The following is a 19,302-nucleotide window of genomic DNA, read 5'->3' as shown; positions in this document are numbered from 1 at the left end:
CATCATTTTATCTTCTTATTTTACTCAAGAGGAATATTGGTGTGCAGACACAGTCCCCCATTAAAAAATAAAATTCCCTCATCTGATCAAAAAATAATAAGTTAATAAAAACGCATCCCATAGCTAAGGATATTATATGCATAAAATTGCGATGGCATTTCTTTCTTTAATAACCCTCATTATTAATGATACTTATGCCAGGTCAGTTGAGCCCAAACGCAGAGTGGGCCAAGATTGGAAAGAATTTCAACACCAACATTGTCAATGGCGCATGGGTCATAGCTGCAAGAAAGTCCCTAAAGATGAAGGAAAAACACCGCCCAGAACAGGTGAAGAAATTGCGTTAGAAGTGGGGCTTGGTGTATTAGCTGGCGGGCCAAGCCCACAGCCGAAAGGATTCGCATTTTCTATTGGAAAACCCTCGGGCAGTGTACTGATAAAAACCCCGATAACACTTTCAACACCAAGAACCCACATTAATTCAGAGAGCACGCCACTTATCTCTGCCAGCGCAAGACCTAAAGCCCAAGGTGGTTTAAAAAGAGTTAATGGTAAAATTGGCTATCTGTTAGGTGACCCCAATGCACCGAATTTAGGTGAGGAACCCGCAGCCAAACAAGTAAGAATAGACCGCCCTGAGTCAGATTTAGAGTCAGATCTAGGTTTAGATCTGGAATTAGATTTTGATTCCCTCAATATAAATGAATCCGACTTATCCAGCATTAAAGAATCTGATACAGAGGATGATAACCAGTTAGCCGCCGAAAAAAGCAAATTCAGCCTAATACACCTAAGAGGCCCTATCCAGGAAAGTGATATTGGCACTGCAATTGAAGAAATGGAGAGTATTTATGGCAAAGATTTTTGGCTTGATACCCAGCTAGATATTCATACGGAAATTGAGGAATATAATACATTAAGCACTAATGATAAAATTAACTTCCAAGATTATTTTGCATTAAGAAATTACACCGAGGACAGTTATGTAAAAATAAATAATGCTATGCACAACAACGATATCAGTCCAAAGATTGAAATAGAAATAGCCCAACTCACTAAGGCATTAAAACGTAATTCAGATATTAATCTGTCATTAAGAAACAGAACCTTAAAACATCTGGATATCGATGAAATAGATATTGTTTATCGCGGTGAAGTCAGAAATAAATCTGAATTTAAAGCCGAAATGCTTGAAGAGGAAGTCTACAGCAATGATGCCTTTTTTAGCACCACATCAGACGCCGAATATATCGCCAACTTTCAGACAGAAAATCTTGCTGATGGAGAGGTCAATATCAGCTACAGCATCCATTATCCCAAGGGACTAACCAACAGCACCGATATTTCCACCCTACTTGGCAATAATGAAGGCACCAGAATATTCCCACCAAACAGTCAATTTTTGATTACAGAGGTAAAACCCATCGATAATGACACCATCGAAATAGAAATGCGTTATCTCTGTAGCTCGCCCTGTATTTAGCCACACCATAAAAAAACGGCTCCTGTAATAGGAACCGTTTTTATGCCCATCAGCGCAAAAAACTTATTTCTTTTTCGCTTTGGCGTTCGGCAAGTCAGTAATACTACCTTCGTAGATTTCTGCAGCCAGGCCGACAGACTCATGCAAGGTTGGGTGAGCATGGATAGTCAGTGCGATATCTTCAGCATCACAACCCATCTCGATTGCCAGGCCGATTTCACCTAACAGTTCGCCACCGTTAGTCCCGACAATAGCACCACCGATGATACGGTGAGTTTCTTTGTCGAAGATAAGTTTGGTCATACCGTCGGCGCAATCAGAAGCAATAGCACGGCCCGATGCCGCCCACGGGAAGGTGGAGGTCTCGTAGCTGATGCCTTTTTCTTTTGCTTCTTTTTCAGTCAAACCAACCCATGCGACTTCTGGTTCAGTGTATGCAATAGATGGGATAACTTTCGGATCGAAGTAATGCTTCATACCCGAGATAACTTCTGCGGCAACATGGCCTTCGTGAACACCTTTGTGTGCCAACATTGGTTGACCGACGATATCGCCGATAGCAAAGATGTGCGGCACATTGGTGCGCAGTTGTTTATCCACGTGGATAAAGCCGCGCTCGTCGACTTCCACGCCAGCTTGGCCTGCATCCAGCAATTTGCCGTTAGGCACACGACCGATAGCCACCAATACCGCGTCATAGCGCTGTGGTTCTGCTGGTGCTTTTTTGCCTTCCATAGTGACATAGATGCCGTCTTCTCTGGCTTCTACCGCGGTCACTTTAGTTTCCAGCATCAAGTTGAATTGCTTACTGATACGTTTGGTAAAGACTTTGACGACGTCTTTATCCGCAGCTGGGATAACCTGGTCTGCCATTTCGACCACGTCAATCTTAGAACCCAGAGCATGGTAAACCGTGCCCATTTCCAGGCCGATAATACCACCGCCCATCACCAGCAGACGTTCTGGGACAGTTTTCAGTGCCAGTGCATCAGTAGAGTCCCAAACACGTGGGTCTTCATGAGGAATAAATGGCAGTTGGATAGGACGAGAGCCCGCAGCGATAATGGCATTATCAAATGTGATGGTCGTCGGGCCATTTTCGCCCTCAACAACCAAGGTATTCGCGCCAGTAAACTTACCGAAACCGTTAACTACTTTGACTTTACGGCCTTTAGCCATACCTGCCAAACCACCAGTTAACTGATTGATAACTTTCTCTTTCCAGACACGTACTTTATCAATGTCAGTTTTAGGCTCGCCAAATACGATACCGTGTTCAGCCAATGCTTTGGCTTCTTCGATAACTTTAGCAACGTGCAACAACGCCTTGGAAGGGATACAGCCCACATTCAGACAAACGCCACCCAAGGTGGAGTAACGCTCAACCAGAATGGTTTCTAAACCTAAATCCGCGCAACGAAAAGCAGCAGAGTACCCTGCTGGGCCTGCCCCAAGTACCACGACCTGAGTTTTAATTTCAGTACTCATCATGACCTCTTAATTGTTTGTCCGGCGGGTCTGACGTCATTTATACCCTTATCTTTCAAACTGCAGCAGTGTTAGCCGCATTTTGAAATCTATCGGGCATGTTAGGCGAGTTAGTTTTCTAACGCCCTTCATCCACCGGGACGCTTGCATCGCGATGCAGTTTACAGAATTGTTAACAAACTGAAAAGCCGCATCACGTGACGAGTGTCTCAACAACAACAAGGCCGGCACAAAGCCGGCCCTGATGATTACATTACCAGACGGCGAATATCAGCCATAATGGTCGCGATATAAGCTGCGAAACGAGCACCTGCTGCGCCATCAATAACCCGATGGTCGAAGGACAGAGACAGAGGCAGCATCAGACGCGGCGCAAACTCTTTACCATTCCAAACCGGCTTCATGGATGATTTTGACACACCCAAAATAGCCACTTCTGGGGCATTAACGATTGGCGTAAACGCCGTGCCGCCGATGCCGCCTAAGCTGGAAATAGTGAAACAGCCGCCTTGCATATCAGATGCAGTCAGCTTGCCATCGCGGGCTTTCTTAGAAATCACAGACAGCTCGCGAGACAGCTCGACAATACCTTTTTTGTTCACATCGCGGAATACTGGAACAACCAAGCCATTCGGGGTATCAACCGCTACACCGATATTGATGTATTTCTTCAATGTCAGTTTCTGACCATCTGCAGAAATGGAGCTGTTGAAACGAGGGAATTCTTCCAACGCCTTAGCAGCGGCCTTCATCAAGAACACCAGCGGGGTTATTTTCAAATCTTGTTTTTTCTTCTCAGCTTCGATGTTTTGTTGCTTACGGAAGACTTCAACATCAGTGATATCCGCTTCATCGAACTGAGTTACATGTGGGATCATCACCCAGTTGCGGCTCAGGTTAGCACCAGAGATTTTCTGGATACGACCCAATTCCACTTCTTCGATTTCACCAAACTTGCTGAAGTCAACTTTCGGCCAAGGCAACATGCCTGGCAGACCGCCGCCCGTTGCAGCAGCCGGTGCTGCTTCAGCGCGTTTGACCGCATCTTTCACGTAAGCTTGAACGTCTTCGCGCAGGATACGACCTTTACGGCCCGTCCCTTTCACTTTCGCCAGGTTAACGCCAAACTCACGGGCTAAACGACGGATAACCGGCGTTGCATGTACGTAGGCATCGTTTTCAGCAAACTCGCTTTTGCTTGCAGCAGGTGCTGCAGCTTTCGCCGGTGCTGGAGCAGCTGGAGCGGCTGCTTGTGGTGCTGGTGCCGCGGCTGCTGGCGCTGCGCCTTCCACTTCGAACACCATGATCAGGGAACCGGTTTTGACTTTATCGCCGGTGCTGATTTTGATTTCTTTTACGATACCTGCGAACGGAGCAGGAACTTCCATGGAAGCTTTATCGCCTTCAACGGTAATCAGTGACTGTTCAGCGGCAACTTTATCGCCCACTTTCACCATCACTTCAGTGACTTCAACTTCATCATCACCGATATCTGGCACTTCAACATTTTTAGCTGCTGATGCCGCAGGAGCCGCCGAAGCTGCTGCTGGAGCCGGTGCTGCTGCTGCCGGTGCCGCAGCACCTGCAACTTCAAACACCATAATCAAAGAACCGGTACTAACTTTGTCGCCGGTATTGATTTTGATTTCTTTCACGATGCCTGCAAACGGAGCCGGAACTTCCATAGAGGCTTTATCGCCCTCTACAGTTATCAGAGACTGTTCAGCGGCAACGCTATCGCCAACTTTAACCATGATTTCGGTGACTTCAACTTCGTCAGAACCGATATCCGGAACTGCAACATCTTTTGCTGCGCTGGCCGCAGGTGCCGCAGCCGCAGCCGGAGCTGGTGCTGCTGCTTTTTCTTCTGCTTTAGCCGGTGCTGTAGCACCACCCGCTGCTTCAAAGACCATAATCAGTTTGCCAGTTTCGACTTTATCGCCAACCGCAACTCTGATTTCTTTAACCACACCCGCTTGCGGAGAAGGAACTTCCATAGAGGCTTTATCGCCTTCTACAGCAATCAGCGACTGTTCAACTTCAACGGTATCGCCAACTTTCACCATAATTTCGGTGACTTCCACTTCATCTGCACCGATGTCTGGTACGTTAATTTCAATAGACATTTGTTCTTTACCTCTTATGCCAGACGCGGGTTAACTTTATCAGCGTCGATACCAAACTTAGTAATTGCTTCTGCAACTACGCTGGTGTCGATGTCACCGCGTTTAGCCAATTCACCCAATGCTGCAACCACAACGTAAGAAGAATCAACTTCAAAGTGGTGACGCAGGTTCTCACGGCTGTCAGAGCGGCCGAAACCATCTGTACCCAGAACGCGGAACTCGCTGGCAGGAATAAAGTTACGGATCTGTTCAGCGAACAACTTCATGTAGTCAGTAGAAGCAACCGCTGGCGCGTCGTTCATCACTTGAGCAACATAAGGTACACGTGGAGTTTCTGTTGGGTGCAGCATGTTCCAACGCTCACAATCCTGACCATCACGGGCCAATTCAGTGAATGAAGTTACGCTGTACACATCAGAACCAACACCGTAGTCGTTAGCCAAAATCTGAGCTGCTTCACGAACATGGCGCAGGATTGAACCTGAGCTCATCAACTGCACTTTGCCTTTGCTACCTGCAACAGTTTCCAGTTTGTAGATACCTTTACGGATACCTTCTTCTGCGCCCTGCGGCATTGCTGGCATGTGATAGTTTTCGTTCAGCGTGGTCAGGTAGTAATAAACGTTTTCCTGCGCTTCGCCGTACATACGTTCCAGACCATCATGCATGATGACTGCAACTTCGTAAGCATAGGCTGGATCGTAAGAGATACAGTTCGGGATAGTCAGTGACTGAATATGGCTGTGACCATCTTCATGTTGCAGACCTTCGCCGTTCAATGTAGTACGACCTGAAGTGCCACCTACCAAGAAGCCACGCGCCTGTTGGTCACCTGCCGCCCAGCACAAATCGCCGATACGTTGGAAACCAAACATTGAGTAGTAAATATAGAACGGGATCATTGGCAAATCATTGGTGCTGTATGAAGTCGCAGCAGCCAGCCATGAAGAAGCAGCACCCAGTTCGTTAATCCCTTCTTGCAGGATCTGGCCTTTTTCGTCTTCTTTGTAGTAAGCAACCTGTTCACGGTCTTGCGGGGTGTACTGCTGACCATTCGGGCTGTAAATACCAATCTGACGGAACAGACCTTCCATACCGAAGGTGCGAGCTTCATCGGCGATGATTGGAACAATGCGGTCTTTGATAGACTTGTTCTTCAGCATCACGTTCAACGCACGCACGAAAGCGATAGTGGTAGAAATTTCTTTATTCTGCTCTTCCAGCAATGAGCTGAAATCTGACAATGCTGGGATTTCCAGCTTTTCAGTGAACTTAGGCATACGAGTTGGCACATAGCCTTCCAGCGCCTGGCGACGTTCGTGCAGATATTTATACTCTTCGGACTCTTTCTCGAAGGTAATGTATGGCAGTTTTTCGATTTCAGCATCGGCAACTGGCACATTGAAACGATCGCGGAAGTGACGAACCCCTTCCATGTTCATTTTCTTCACCTGGTGAGCAATGTTTTTGCCTTCAGCTGTTTCGCCCATGCCGTAACCTTTAATGGTGTGGGCCAGGATAACAGTTGGTTTACCGGTGGTTTCTTGTGCTTTTTTCAGTGCAGCAAAGACTTTCTTCGGATCATGACCGCCACGGTTCAGAGACCAGATCTCTTCATCGCTCATGTCTTTTACTAATGCAGCAGTTTCTGGGAAACGACCAAAGAAGTGTTCGCGCACATAAGCGCCGTCTTTGGATTTGAAGGTCTGGTAGTCACCATCCAGCGTTTCGTTCATCAGTTGGATCAGTTTACCGCTGGTATCTTTACGCAGCAGCTCATCCCAACGACTTCCCCAGATAACTTTCAGTACCTGCCAACCAGCACCACTGAAGATACCTTCCAGCTCATTGATGATTTTGCCGTTACCAGTAACCGGGCCATCAAGGCGCTGTAAGTTACAGTTGATAACAAAGACCAGATTATCCAGTTTTTCACGGGTTGCGATGGTGATCGCACCTTTGGATTCTGGCTCATCCATCTCGCCGTCGCCCAAGAAGGCGTACACGGTCTGTGCTGAAGTGTCTTTCAGACCACGATGAGACAGGTATTTCAGGAACTTGGCCTGATAGATAGCACTGATTGGGCCAAGGCCCATAGATACAGTTGGGAACTGCCAGAACTCAGGCATCAGTTTTGGATGCGGGTAAGAAGACAGACCCTTACCGTGAACTTCCTGGCGGAAGTTGTCCATTTGCTCTTGGGTCAAACGGCCTTCAAGGAAAGCACGTGCGTAAACGCCCGGAGAGATATGGCCCTGGAAGTAAACCAGATCGCCGCCGTCTTTTTGGTTACGAGCACGGAAGAAGTGGTTGAAGCAAACCTCGTAGAAGGTAGCGGAAGACTGGAAGGATGCCATGTGGCCGCCCAAATCCAGATCTTTCTTCGATGCACGCAACACGGTCATCACGGCATTCCAACGGATAGCGGAACGAATGCGACGTTCCAGATCCAGGTTGCCAGGGTAAGCGGGTTCGTCTTCTACTGCGATAGTGTTGATGTAATCACGGCTGGCAGAACCAGCTGCAACACTCACACCACCTTTACGGGCTTCGCCCAAAACCTGATCAATCAGATACTGAGCACGCTCAACACCCTCTTCACGGATGACCGATTCGATCGCCTGTAGCCAGTCGCGGGTTTCGATCGGATCCACGTCATTATTTAAACGTTCTGACATGGTGGTATTCCTTATCTGTTTCTAATGGTTTATTTGGAGCCTATCTTCCTGTGCTTTAACCCGGGGCTAAAGCACGTGCCCTGGTGAAAACACCGGAAGATAGGCCCATCAGTTTAGTTGCCGCTAATCATTCTCAAATGAGAACCTATACCCACATAAATTGGAGTTACAGAAAGACAGCAAGCGAACGCATCCCGATGAGCTTACTCAAGTAAGTGATACGGGCTAGTTCACGTAGCTAACAACCCTGTAGCTTCAAATACAAAGGGTATAAAACGAGTTATTGAGGTCTTGCAGAGGCGCAACCTTAATGATTCGTCTAATCCTTGCGCTGTTGGAGCCGACGCAAAGATCGCTCACGGCGACTGTGCTCCCGACTGAGGTCCAACAGAATCTCCTCAATAAACGCCAAGTGACGGTGTGAAGCTTCGCGGGCTTTCTCTGGCTCGCGTGCCACAATCGCCTCAAAAATCCTGGCGCGGTGACTGCTTACCGTTGCCAGCATTTCGCGGCGCGAGTAAAGCATTTCAAAGTTTTGTTTAACGTTTTGTTCCAGCATTGGCCCCATGCAACGTAGCAAATGCAGTAACACGACATTATGCGCCGCTTCTGTGACAGCTACTTGATACTGCATGACAGCATCAGCCTCGGCATCTAAATCGCCGCGGTCATGTGCTTGCTCAATAACAGTATGGCATTCACGAATACGTTGTAGATCTTCATCAGTTCCACGCAGTGCCGCATAATAGGCAGCGACACCTTCGAGGGCATGGCGGGTTTCTAACAGGTCGAATTGTGATTCAGGATGGTCGGCCAGCAGCTCTGCTAGCGGATCGCTAAAGCTTTGCCACAGATTGGTTTGCACGAAAGTACCCCCTCCCTGACGACGCAGCAGCAGCCCCTTAGCCTCCAAGCGCTGGATTGCTTCTCGCAGAGAAGGTCGGGAAACATCAAATTGCTTCGCCAACTCGCGCTCAGGCAGTAATTTTTCGCCCGGGCGTAGCGTCCCTTCTAAAATCAGATACTCGAGCTGCTGCTCAATCACATCTGATAATTTAGGTTGCCGTATTTTGTTATAGGCCATATTTATTGTAAGTCGCGCTGTAAGCCGTATTGAGTGAATCGTCTCTGCGAGTAGCGCGGAGTCAATTGGTAATACCAATTTCAAAAACGTGACGATAAAGTAACAAAGTATTCACTACCTGTCCATACAGACCTTGACCGAAATCATAAAAGTCAGCACATTTTAACACCTTTACCGAGAGCACTATGCAAAATGATAACTTAACAGTGGTAATACCATTACCTGACATGAATGAGTTTTAACTTTTATGAAACGGATCTTTAGGCAAGCTGAAGCGATATAGTCATTTTATTTATGAATTTAAAATCGATTTAAGTGAATTTAAATTCAAATAAAGACAAGAAAAATCCGAATCCACCTACTCTCCTGCCCATCTACTGGTATGACCATAATTAAAATGGCCAACTGCCGGCTTTTCGTGCAAAAAACACCTATTCCTACTTTTTCCGAAAACAACAGCTTGATCACGCATCAACATTTTTCTTTGCGTTTTGACTAAAATTTCGTCAGTTACAATAAAAAGCAGATGCAATAATTCTCGCCTACCACTATTCTCTTTTAAACGGTAGCAAAAGCAGTAAATTCAATACAAAGCCACCGTAAACAAAATAATACAAACAACGTAATCAAAACCTTACGCATAGCAAAAGGCACCCGTTTATATCTCATTAATTTCAATATGCAGGAAGGCAGTTATTTCGGTTTCCAGAGGCAAACCCGAGTAACGAATGCCATCAACTTGAAAGATGAAGGGTTTGTCAGCTAAAAGTGATAATGACAGAGGAAGCAACAATGAGTGTTCAACAGGAAGGTACGGAGCTAAAGCGGGGGCTTAAAAACCGTCACATTCAGCTTATTGCCTTAGGCGGTGCTATTGGTACCGGACTATTTCTGGGTATCGCGCAAACCATTAAAATGGCGGGGCCTTCAGTTTTACTGGGGTATGCTATCGGTGGTTTTATCGCGTTTCTGATTATGCGCCAATTAGGGGAAATGGTCGTCGAAGAGCCTGTTGCTGGGTCTTTCAGCCATTTTGCTTATAAATATTGGGGCAACTTTGCCGGTTTCGCTTCTGGTTGGAATTACTGGGTGCTCTACGTGTTAGTCGCCATGGCCGAACTCACCGCTGTGGGCATCTATGTTCAATATTGGTGGCCGGAAATCCCAACATGGGTATCAGCCGCCGTCTTCTTCCTTGCCATTAACGCCATCAATCTGGCGAACGTAAAAGTTTATGGCGAGATGGAGTTCTGGTTTGCCATCATTAAAGTGGTCGCGATTATTGCGATGATCTTATTCGGCGGTTATTTACTGCTGAGTGGGCAAGGCGGTCCGGAAGCCACTGTAACTAACTTATGGGCACAGGGAGGATTCTTCCCGAATGGCCTCATGGGTCTGGTAATGGCCATGGCGGTTATTATGTTCTCCTTCGGTGGGCTTGAGCTCGTCGGGATAACCGCAGCTGAAGCAGAAAACCCGGCCAAAAGTATCCCGAAAGCAACCAATCAGGTTATTTATCGTATCCTGCTGTTTTATATCGGTTCATTGGCTATTTTACTGTCACTCTACCCTTGGGGAAAAGTGGTTGAAGGCGGCAGTCCATTTGTCCTTATCTTCCATGCATTGAACAGTAATGTGGTAGCAACTGTATTGAACGTCGTAGTACTGACAGCGGCATTGTCGGTTTATAACAGCTGTGTCTACTGCAACAGTCGCATGTTGTTTGGTTTAGCCAAACAAGGCAACGGGCCAAAAATCCTACTGAAAGTTGATGGACGCGGCGTGCCAGTTATTGCAATCGCCGTTTCTGCATTTGCGACTGCTTTTTGTGTGTTGATTAACTATCTGATTCCGGGCCGGGCTTTTGAATTACTGATGGCTTTAGTGGTATCAGCGCTGGTGATCAACTGGGCGATGATTAGCCTTGCACACCTTAAATTCCGTGCGGCCAAAAATCGCCAGGGCGTCATCCCGCAATTCAAAGCATTCTGGTATCCGTTCAGTAATTATTTATGCTTACTGTTCCTGAGTGGCATTCTGGTCATTATGTACTTCACACCAGGCATTCAGATTTCAGTACTGTTGATTCCAGCTTGGATACTGCTGCTGGCTATCAGTTACATCCTGAAAAACCGCAGAAAAGGGGCGAAAGCCTAATAACAGAAACTCCATGTGACTCATGGGAATCTGACATTCAAGTTCTTAATGGGCCAGCATTGAAAGCTGGCCCAATTTCCTTCTGATATTCCAGCCACCGGTGCTGCAATAAAAATCTCAATGATTGTTCTGAACCATCACGGAGATATTAACGATACTGCCCAGCCCTCTTGCCTCACAACACTGGTCACTCTTGATGAGCATGGTGGATGAAAAGCAACTCATGCGGATGAGCCAATAGCTAGACTAATGCGCCATAAATTGTCAGTAAAGCGACCACGACAATCACTGTCAGTGTGACTTTTCGTGCCAGAGACACGGCTATTCTGGGTGTTTGTACTGGGTCTAAATGAGGTTCTCGCGCCAACGAATACTGTGCTAACCGAGTCAATACTTGATATTGCTGGGAGCGTAAATCACCGAGTGAAGCAAACCAGGCGGGTAGTGCTCTTTCACCATGCCCCAACAATGCATAAGCAACCCCGACTAATCGGACAGGTACCCAGTCCAACCAATGCAAAATACGATCAATGCCAGATTGAGAGCGCTGTAAAGGTGTGTGATGCCGTGCCAGCCAAGTTTGATATCCGCGTAACATAGCATATCCCGCTAACGCTACTGGGCCATAATTAGCACAGACAACAAACCAGAAAATAGGGGCTAAATAATAACGGAAGTTTATCCATAATAATGCGTTTTGCAGGGATTGCAGTTTGGCTTTCTCGCCGCTATCCAAGGGTAAGCCATGAATCAATGCTAACTCTTCTGCCATTTTATCTGTAGCATGCGCATCGCCTTGACGAGCGGCTTTCAAATAGGCGCGGTAATGCTTACGAATGCCACCAGCACCAATGCACAGCAGGCAAATAAGCATCCAAATTAGCAAAAGAGGAAAACCAAACAAGATATTTTGCACTAATTGTAAAACCAGCCATACCAGCGCCATCCACACCACAGTGAGTAAGATTGTTTGTACCAACGAAAAATGGCGTAAACGGGCAAATACCACTTCAAGGCGATGATCTAACTGCCAATGTTCGCCCAGTTTAAATAAGCGCTCCCATGCTAGCACCAGCAACAGCGTAAACAGTGTCATTAGCTCTTATTCTCCCTTTGCACTTAACCCACCCCGAAGTAGGGCATATGCCTCCCGGCATGCATGAACAACAATATCAGACGATTACAAGCTCAGAGCGCTCAATTATAAATTTCTGATTAATTCTGAATGGCTCTCACATTATGATGGTGAAGATAACCTCGCCAAACACTGTTGATATAACGCCCAGTCAAAAGCAGGGCCTGGATCAGTTTTCCGTCCAGGGGCAATATCGCTGTGGCCCGTCACCCGCTCTGCTGTTATTGGATAATGGGCAAAAAGTAATGCACTTATTGCTGCCAGACTGCGATATTGTGCAGAGGTAAACGGTAACACATCAGTTCCCTCCAACTCGATCCCAATAGAAAAATCGTTACACCGCTCACGGCCATCAAAAGTTGATACACCTGCATGCCAGGCACGTTTATCGAACGGAACATATTGAATAATTTCACCGTCTCGGCGAATCAGGCAATGGGCCGAAACACGTAAGTGCACAATATCAGCAAAATAAGGATGTTCATCAGCATTAAGTGTGCCAGTGAATAACTGGTCAATATACGGGCCACCAAACTCACCTGGAGGCAAACTAATATTATGAATCACCAACAGAGAAGGCTCGTCACCTTCAGGGCGTTGATCAAAATGAGGAGAAACGACCCGTTTAACCCCTAAAATCCAGCCATTCTCTAACTCCATGCTTTACCTAAGCCCCTTAAAAATATGCTTCGATTGGCTCTTTTATGGCACTTCTGCCAGCAACAGAGTAGCATGTTTAGACAACTATCCATTCGCCATTTCGGAGTTTTCTATGCCGACCCGCAGCTATAATGCCGACAGCCGCCGTGCCGAGCTATTGGAACGAATTCAATACGATATCCCCTCTACTGTTGCTCAAGCTTTAAGTGAAGACCTTGGTGGGGAAGTCAATGCAGAACGCGACCTAACCGCGCAATTACTCCCAGCAGATAAACAAGCTAAAGCGACTATTATTACTCGCGAAGACGGTGTTTTTTGTGGCCAACGTTGGCTGAATGAAGTTTTCATTCAGCTTGGTGCTCAAGTCTCGGTTGAGTGGCAAGTTAACGATGGCGACAATCTGACGGCTAATCAGGTACTCTGCCATCTAGCTGGCCCAGCCCGCATCCTGCTAACAGGTGAACGTACCGCTCTTAACTTCCTGCAAACGCTATCAGGCGTTTCTACCGAAGTGAGCCACTATGTGGCCGTGCTCTCCGGATTAAATACACAATTACTGGATACCCGTAAAACATTACCAGGGCTGCGTACCGCGTTGAAATATGCCGTACTCTGTGGCGGTGGTAGTAATCATCGACTTGGTTTGTCCGATGCTTTCCTGATTAAGGAAAATCACATCATTGCTGCCGGGTCGATTAAAGAGGCTGTTGCCAAAGCATTTTGGATACATGCGGATGTCCCTATCGAGGTTGAAGTTGAATCCCTTGATGAGCTACAGCAAGCACTTGAAGCAAATGCAGATATCATCATGCTGGATAACTTCACTATTCCCATGATGCGTGATGCTGTAAAAATGCGCGATAAACATGCTCAAACCCAGAACAGTGCACAACTGGAGGTTTCAGGTAATGTCACGCTGGAAACGCTGCGAAGTTATGCAGAAACAGGGATTGACTTCATATCAGTCGGCGCACTCACCAAACATATTACTGCCTTAGACCTTTCCATGCGTTTTCAATAACCCTAGCAGATTATCTTCGGCGGAATACGGTTTCTATTCTATTTTGCGAACACCGCCGAAGTTATCTGTTAAGCGATTGCAACAACCTAAATAGTCGACAGCCTGCTTCGCAAATCAATCTCATCCCCCTATTGCCATACAGTAAAAAAATGCACTCTTGCCTCGTTTTCTCACACACAAGGAAAGTGCTATATGACTAATCAACGAGGTTTTACATTAATTGAATTAATGGTTGCGATCGCCATCATTGCTGTTCTTAGCGGTATTGGTATTCCTTCCTATCAGCGTTATATCCAAAAAGCAGCACTCACCGATATGTTACAAGCCATTGTCCCCTACAAAATGGCAGTAGAGCTTTGTGCTTTGGAACATGCAAGCCTTGAAAACTGTAATGCAGGCAGTCATGGAGTTCCAACCGCACAATCGTCACGTTACGTTAGTGCCACAACAGTTAGTAAAGGTGTCATTACATTTACGGGCCAGAATACCCTCGCCAGTCTGACGCTCGCTTTGTCACCCACATATAAAGATGGAAATATCGTCTGGGAAAAAACCTGTACTGCTGTAAATGACAGCATTACTGATAGCTGTAAGACAGTGTTCCACATCAATGACAAGGCCAAATAAGATGACTGAATTCATGGCATATCCACCCAAGATAATAAATGATGAATTGCATGCACTTTGTCGTCGTCATAGGGTAATAGCCTTAACACTAGATAGCCAAAAATTATCTATTGCCTCAGCAACTCCTGTAAATGATGATCTATTAACAACACTACGTTTTACTTGTGGTTGTAAAATTCGAGTTGAATACTGGCCAGAAGCCAAGATTGAGCAGTCATTAAATCTGGAATTATTCAAAGGTGCTAAATCCGAAGAAACCAATCGGGGCATATCTTCAAAAAAGGAGGGACGGCTTAAGGCAATATCATCAAATCGGTCACGACAAGATACTGATGAAACGTTGCTGGATAATGAAAGTGATATTCCTGTTATTCAATTTATAACCCAAACGCTCAGACTGGCCATTGCGAAACGTGCATCAGATATCCATTTTGAGCCTTATCAACATAGTTATCGCATCCGTTTAAGAATAGACGGTGTATTGCATGAAATCCCAGCGCCCACAGCAGAATTAGCCAGTCGTATCAGCAGTTGTTTAAAAGTCATGTCTAAATTGAATATTGCTGAAAAACGCTTACCGCAAGATGGTCAATTCACCCTAAAGTTAGACACCACTCGCTATTCCATGAGGATTGCAACTCTCCCAGTACAGTTCGGAGAAAAGGTAGTGCTACGAATCCTTAATATGCAACAGCAACCTACCTTGGAAAAGCTGGGGTTAACCACAATCGCTCACCAACAACTAGCTCGAGCATTATCCTCTCCGCAGGGTTTGATTTTGGTCACCGGGCCAACCGGTAGTGGCAAAACAGTGACACTTTATTGCAGTCTGGCCCAACTTAATCAGCCGCAGATAAACATCTGCAGTGTTGAAGACCCTATTGAGATCCCGATTGATGGCATAAATCAAACTCAAACCAACAATAAGATTGGGCTGGATTTCTCTGGTGTATTACGCGCAATGCTACGTCAGGATCCTGATGTAATTATGCTCGGCGAAATTCGTGACAATGAAACGGCCGAAATTGCGGTTAAAGCCGCACTAACAGGGCACTTGGTACTTTCCACGCTGCATACCAATTCAACGGCGGAAACGCTGATTCGTCTGACACAAATGGGGATAGAACGTCACTTAATTGCATCAAGTTTACTCTTAGTTATCGCCCAGCGCTTGGTTCGTAAATTGTGCCTGCACTGCCGACAGATATCACCCACCTCTATTCAAGCATCTTCTTGTGTATCACAAAACCCATTACAGCATTATCTTGCCGTAGGATGTGAACATTGCTGTGCTGGCTATTATGGCCGAACAGGAATCTATGAGATGTTGAATGTAACCCCATCAATTCAACAAGCTTTGCTTAATAACGTCAGCCCGCCAGAACTCACTCGAATCGCACAAGAACAAGAGCAAATAACATTGCTGTCCGCTAGTTTAGCCTTGGTAGAAAGTGGCATTACCAGCATTAGTGAAATCCATCGTGTGGTGGGGTTACAAACACAAATTGAGACAATCTCGTGAGCTATCAGCGCTTATTTCGCTGGCGAGCCATTAATACTGCTGGGCAATTACAAACGGGCACACTACTGGCAATGAATAAAAACATTGTCTATGAACATATGTTTCGTCAGGGCTTACAACCATTAGAGATTAAGGGCGGCAAACGGTTATCCATTCGTTATTGGCGAGGAGAACGCCTGATTGTAGTTACTCGCCAGTTAGCGACATTGCTGCAAGCGGGATTACCGTTAGTTAATAGCTTGCGAATGTTAGCAAAAGAAATGGATGCCCTTCCTTGGCAATGTTTATTGCAGGAAATCAGTATTCAGGTATCACAAGGGCAATCATTATCAGAGGTGATGGCCCTTTACCCTCACGCTTTTCCCAGATTATATCCACCGGTAATTGCTATGGGGGAGATGACGGGTAATCTTGAACAATGCTGTCTTAAATTAGCTCAGCATCAAGAACAGCAACAAAAATTACAAAAGAAAGTGGTGAAGGCACTTAAGTATCCGGTATTTGTCTGCATTATTGCGCTGGTTGTCAGCATTGTTATGCTCGTCATGGTATTGCCTGAATTTGCGCAAATATATCAGTCATTCGATACACCATTACCGGCACTCACTGCTACGCTGCTGTTGATGTCCGAATATCTTACGAGCTATGGGGTATTTATCGCCTTATTACTGATATCCATCTCAATTGGATATCAGTATATGCGCCGGCATCACCCCTATTGGCAGCAATGGGAGCAAAGGCTCTTATTACGCCTTCCGGTAATATCTGCATTAATTCGCGGCAGCAGCCTTAGCCAAATATTTCAAACACTGGCTATTACTCAAAATGCAGGATTACCTTTAACTGGTGGGTTGGATGCGGCACGAGCTTCCATTAATAGCAGCATATATCAACAAGCGCTAAAACAGATTCAAGCCCAAATAAACCAGGGAGCACCGCTCCATTCTGCTATAGCACAACATCCTCTATTCCCGCCCCTATGCCAACAAATGGTTCGTGTCGGTGAGGAATCGGGCGCATTAGATGTGTTATTAGAAAAGCTGGCAAGTTGGCATCAGCAACAAACGCAAGATTTGGCCGATAATCTAACCCAAATGTTAGAGCCGCTTTTAATGCTAATTATTGGCAGTATTGTTGGAGTTCTAGTGATTGCGATGTACTTACCGATATTCCAGTTAGGAGATGTTATCGGGTGAATTAAGCAGGTCACAACCCCTGAGTAATACAATCAAATTTTTACGTTCAACTGAACCTTATAAAAAGGTGATTGGAGCTTTATGTAAAAATCAGTTGGGAGTTGGGAAGTTGGGGAGTTCGGGAGTTCGGGAGTTCGGGAGTTCGGGAGTTCGGGAGTTCGGGAGTTCGGGAGTTCAAAGATTTTCGGATCAGGGGTAAGAGGAATATCACATGCTAAAAATTGCATGTTAATAATGAGATGGCATGAGTTCCGGGGCAGCATAATCTGAATGCAAACCCCGGAGGTCAAACTGATCAGAAGTTGTACTTAACACCTAACATTACTGCTGTGTCACTGTAGCCTTTATTGCCTATTTGCTGGCCCACATTGCCCCACATATTCACTTGTTGGTTGAGCTGCCCTTCAACACCTACTTTCATTTCCGCAATATTTGCCGCGCCCTCTTGTTTCACGGTCGCGCCATTCATATTGGTGCCGAAATTTTCGGTGTTATGAACCCAATTAGCTTCCACGAATGGCTGGAATACGCGATCTTTACCTGCATCAATATCGCTGTAACCATTCATAAAGGCTTTTATCCCCAGACGTGTCTGGATATTATCATTCCCTTCCCCAGTAACATGGGTGCCATTGGCTTCTTTATGGTCGTCTGCTTTCACACCCATCCAAGTCACCTGAGCTTTGGGTTGGATAAAATAGGTCGCATTTTTAGCGGTATTTTCACCCATCTTAAAGGTATAACCACTCTCAATTGACGCTGTTATCCCTTTCGACTTGTACTCTTCGCGCGCTAAATATTCACCATCAACACTATTATTGAACCAGCTATATTGTGCCCAGCTATCCACATACAGACCTGACTTGTCTGAGTCATTGGCGTACCACGTGCCGTATACACCCGTGCTGTAACCGTATGTTTCTCCTTTGGCGTTATAACCGGACAAACTTGATACTGTGGTGCTATTGCTTTTACCGTAACCGGCCATCAAACCAAGGTGGAAACGGTCAAGATTATTGTGACTCCATTGGGCAATATCTCCGCCCAGTTGCACGACATAACGATTTGCCTGAGTTTTTAACTGACCGGAACTATCACGGGAACGATTATGACCACCTTCGTTACGCAACCACAGGCTGGTGGTTTTCTGCTCTCCAGTCAGGGCGTCAATATACTGAGTTTCACCCAAATGGTCATGCAGTCGGGTAACGAACATGTTGTTTGCTGCCGCTAAGTTAGCACTGTAAGCGCCAACTTCCGGACGCTGCACTTGCAGGGTCGCTGAGCCATCAGTGGGATCAAACGGTGACAGTCCGCTGCTCAGATACCAGTTTGAGTCATTGCTATTCAATCCGCGTACTAAAGAGTAATCGTAAGCCCCAGCCACGATACGGTCGCTTTTGATAAACTCACCGTCAGACAAGCCATTCACCTGGATGAGTTCAATACCGTTTAGGGTTTGAGCCCCAGTTCCACCGAGGTTATCAACCCTGACACTCGTACTGCCGCTCGTATTACCGTTAATCACCAGCTTATCGGCGACGGAGCTATCATCGCTTAGCGCGGTATTGAGCCACAGGCTGCCACCATTACCGACATAATCGCCGTTAATCACGGTAACATCGCCGACCCGCCCATTCGCCAGGCTCAGAACGCCGGCATTGGTGAAGGTTCCGACATGGTCGAAAGTGGTCGTTTGTCGGGGGTCGGTGGCAGAACCGTTTGCGGCAATAATCAGGCCGTTATTGAGCACAGAATTATCTGCTACGAGAGCGCCTAAATCATTCGTCCCCCCCGAAGTATCCCAGGTGCCGCCAGCATTGTTGATGACAGTATTGCCCGAATCGCTCAACTGCACGGTACCTTGCACCAATCCACTGTTGGTGAGGGTGCCCGATGCTGAGCGAGTCTTGATGGCAATATCTGACGAGAGGTTAGATAAATTGCGGATGGTGCCAGCATTGGTAATATCAATAGGCGAGGCTGCCTCGACAGAAATACCGGCAACAGTGCCTTGTACCGTGCTGCCAGCGCCCACAGTGAGTGCCACTGGGCCTGTACCTTGATTGACGGCTTCAATACCGTAATTGTTGGCACCGGTCACCGTGCCGGTAGTCGTGATTGA

Annotated in this window: 13 protein-coding genes; 6 read left to right on the top strand and 7 right to left on the bottom strand. The window is 46.4% G+C overall.

Annotated features, from left to right (window positions below):
* Positions 1-136: 136 nt before the first annotated feature.
* Complete coding sequence (locus YROHD0001_RS11640) at positions 137-1,483, top strand: ADP-ribosyltransferase (protein WP_004714101.1); 1,347 nt, start codon at positions 137-139, stop codon at positions 1,481-1,483.
* 63 nt (positions 1,484-1,546) lie between these two features.
* Here YROHD0001_RS11640 and lpdA read toward each other — a convergent pair whose 3' ends face one another.
* The 4 genes from lpdA to pdhR all read right to left on the bottom strand — a co-directional run bounded on the left by lpdA (position 1,547) and on the right by pdhR (position 8,859).
* Positions 1,547-2,971, bottom strand: coding sequence for a dihydrolipoyl dehydrogenase (lpdA, locus tag YROHD0001_RS11645; protein WP_061447466.1), 1,425 nt, complete (start codon positions 2,969-2,971; stop codon positions 1,547-1,549).
* Positions 2,972-3,219: 248 nt separating this feature from the next.
* Entirely contained in the window at positions 3,220-5,097 is a 1,878-nt protein-coding gene (aceF, locus tag YROHD0001_RS11650) for a pyruvate dehydrogenase complex dihydrolipoyllysine-residue acetyltransferase (RefSeq protein ID WP_004714099.1), read from the bottom strand.
* 14 nt (positions 5,098-5,111) lie between these two features.
* A complete protein-coding gene (gene aceE, locus YROHD0001_RS11655; RefSeq protein WP_004714098.1) occupies positions 5,112-7,775 on the bottom strand; it encodes a pyruvate dehydrogenase (acetyl-transferring), homodimeric type in 2,664 nt (887 codons plus the stop codon).
* 319 nt (positions 7,776-8,094) lie between these two features.
* Positions 8,095-8,859, bottom strand: coding sequence for a pyruvate dehydrogenase complex transcriptional repressor PdhR (gene pdhR / locus YROHD0001_RS11660; RefSeq protein WP_004714097.1), 765 nt, complete (start codon positions 8,857-8,859; stop codon positions 8,095-8,097).
* Positions 8,860-9,651: 792 nt separating this feature from the next.
* On the opposite strand from pdhR, the gene YROHD0001_RS11665 reads away from it, so the two are divergent.
* Entirely contained in the window at positions 9,652-11,016 is a 1,365-nt protein-coding gene (locus YROHD0001_RS11665) for an amino acid permease (RefSeq protein WP_004714094.1), read from the top strand.
* Positions 11,017-11,257: 241 nt separating this feature from the next.
* Here the strand turns inward: YROHD0001_RS11665 and ampE are convergent, their stop codons facing one another.
* Both ampE and ampD read right to left on the bottom strand, forming a co-directional pair.
* Entirely contained in the window at positions 11,258-12,112 is an 855-nt protein-coding gene (gene ampE / locus YROHD0001_RS11670) for a beta-lactamase regulator AmpE (RefSeq protein ID WP_004714092.1), read from the bottom strand.
* Positions 12,113-12,253: 141 nt separating this feature from the next.
* On the bottom strand, positions 12,254-12,811 hold the full coding sequence (ampD, locus tag YROHD0001_RS11675; protein ID WP_004714091.1) for a 1,6-anhydro-N-acetylmuramyl-L-alanine amidase AmpD: 558 nt from the start codon (positions 12,809-12,811) through the stop codon (positions 12,254-12,256).
* A 112-nt stretch (positions 12,812-12,923) separates the two neighbouring features.
* On the opposite strand from ampD, the gene nadC reads away from it, so the two are divergent.
* From nadC to hofC, 4 genes are all read left to right on the top strand, one after another.
* Entirely contained in the window at positions 12,924-13,832 is a 909-nt protein-coding gene (gene nadC, locus YROHD0001_RS11680; protein WP_004714090.1) for a carboxylating nicotinate-nucleotide diphosphorylase, read from the top strand.
* Between the two features lie 192 nt (positions 13,833-14,024).
* A complete protein-coding gene (gene ppdD, locus YROHD0001_RS11685; protein WP_004714089.1) occupies positions 14,025-14,459 on the top strand; it encodes a prepilin peptidase-dependent pilin in 435 nt (144 codons plus the stop codon).
* Between the two features lies 1 nt (position 14,460).
* A complete protein-coding gene (gene gspE, locus YROHD0001_RS11690; RefSeq protein ID WP_004714088.1) occupies positions 14,461-15,981 on the top strand; it encodes a type II secretion system protein GspE in 1,521 nt (506 codons plus the stop codon).
* Entirely contained in the window at positions 15,978-17,177 is a 1,200-nt protein-coding gene (hofC, locus tag YROHD0001_RS11695) for a protein transport protein HofC (protein ID WP_032816508.1), read from the top strand. The genes gspE and hofC overlap by 4 nt, the downstream gene beginning before the upstream one ends.
* A 295-nt stretch (positions 17,178-17,472) precedes the next feature.
* On the opposite strand, the gene YROHD0001_RS0117610 is transcribed toward hofC, so the two are convergent.
* The coding region (locus tag YROHD0001_RS0117610; RefSeq protein WP_157131854.1) for an autotransporter outer membrane beta-barrel domain-containing protein at positions 17,473-19,302 on the bottom strand (1,830 nt) is incomplete at its 5' end.

This window comes from Yersinia rohdei ATCC 43380, assembly GCF_000173775.1.
In the GTDB taxonomy this organism is placed as follows: Bacteria; Pseudomonadota; Gammaproteobacteria; order Enterobacterales; family Enterobacteriaceae; genus Yersinia; species Yersinia rohdei.
Note: the sequence above shows the minus strand (reverse complement) of the source record. Positions and strands in the feature narration are given on the sequence as shown.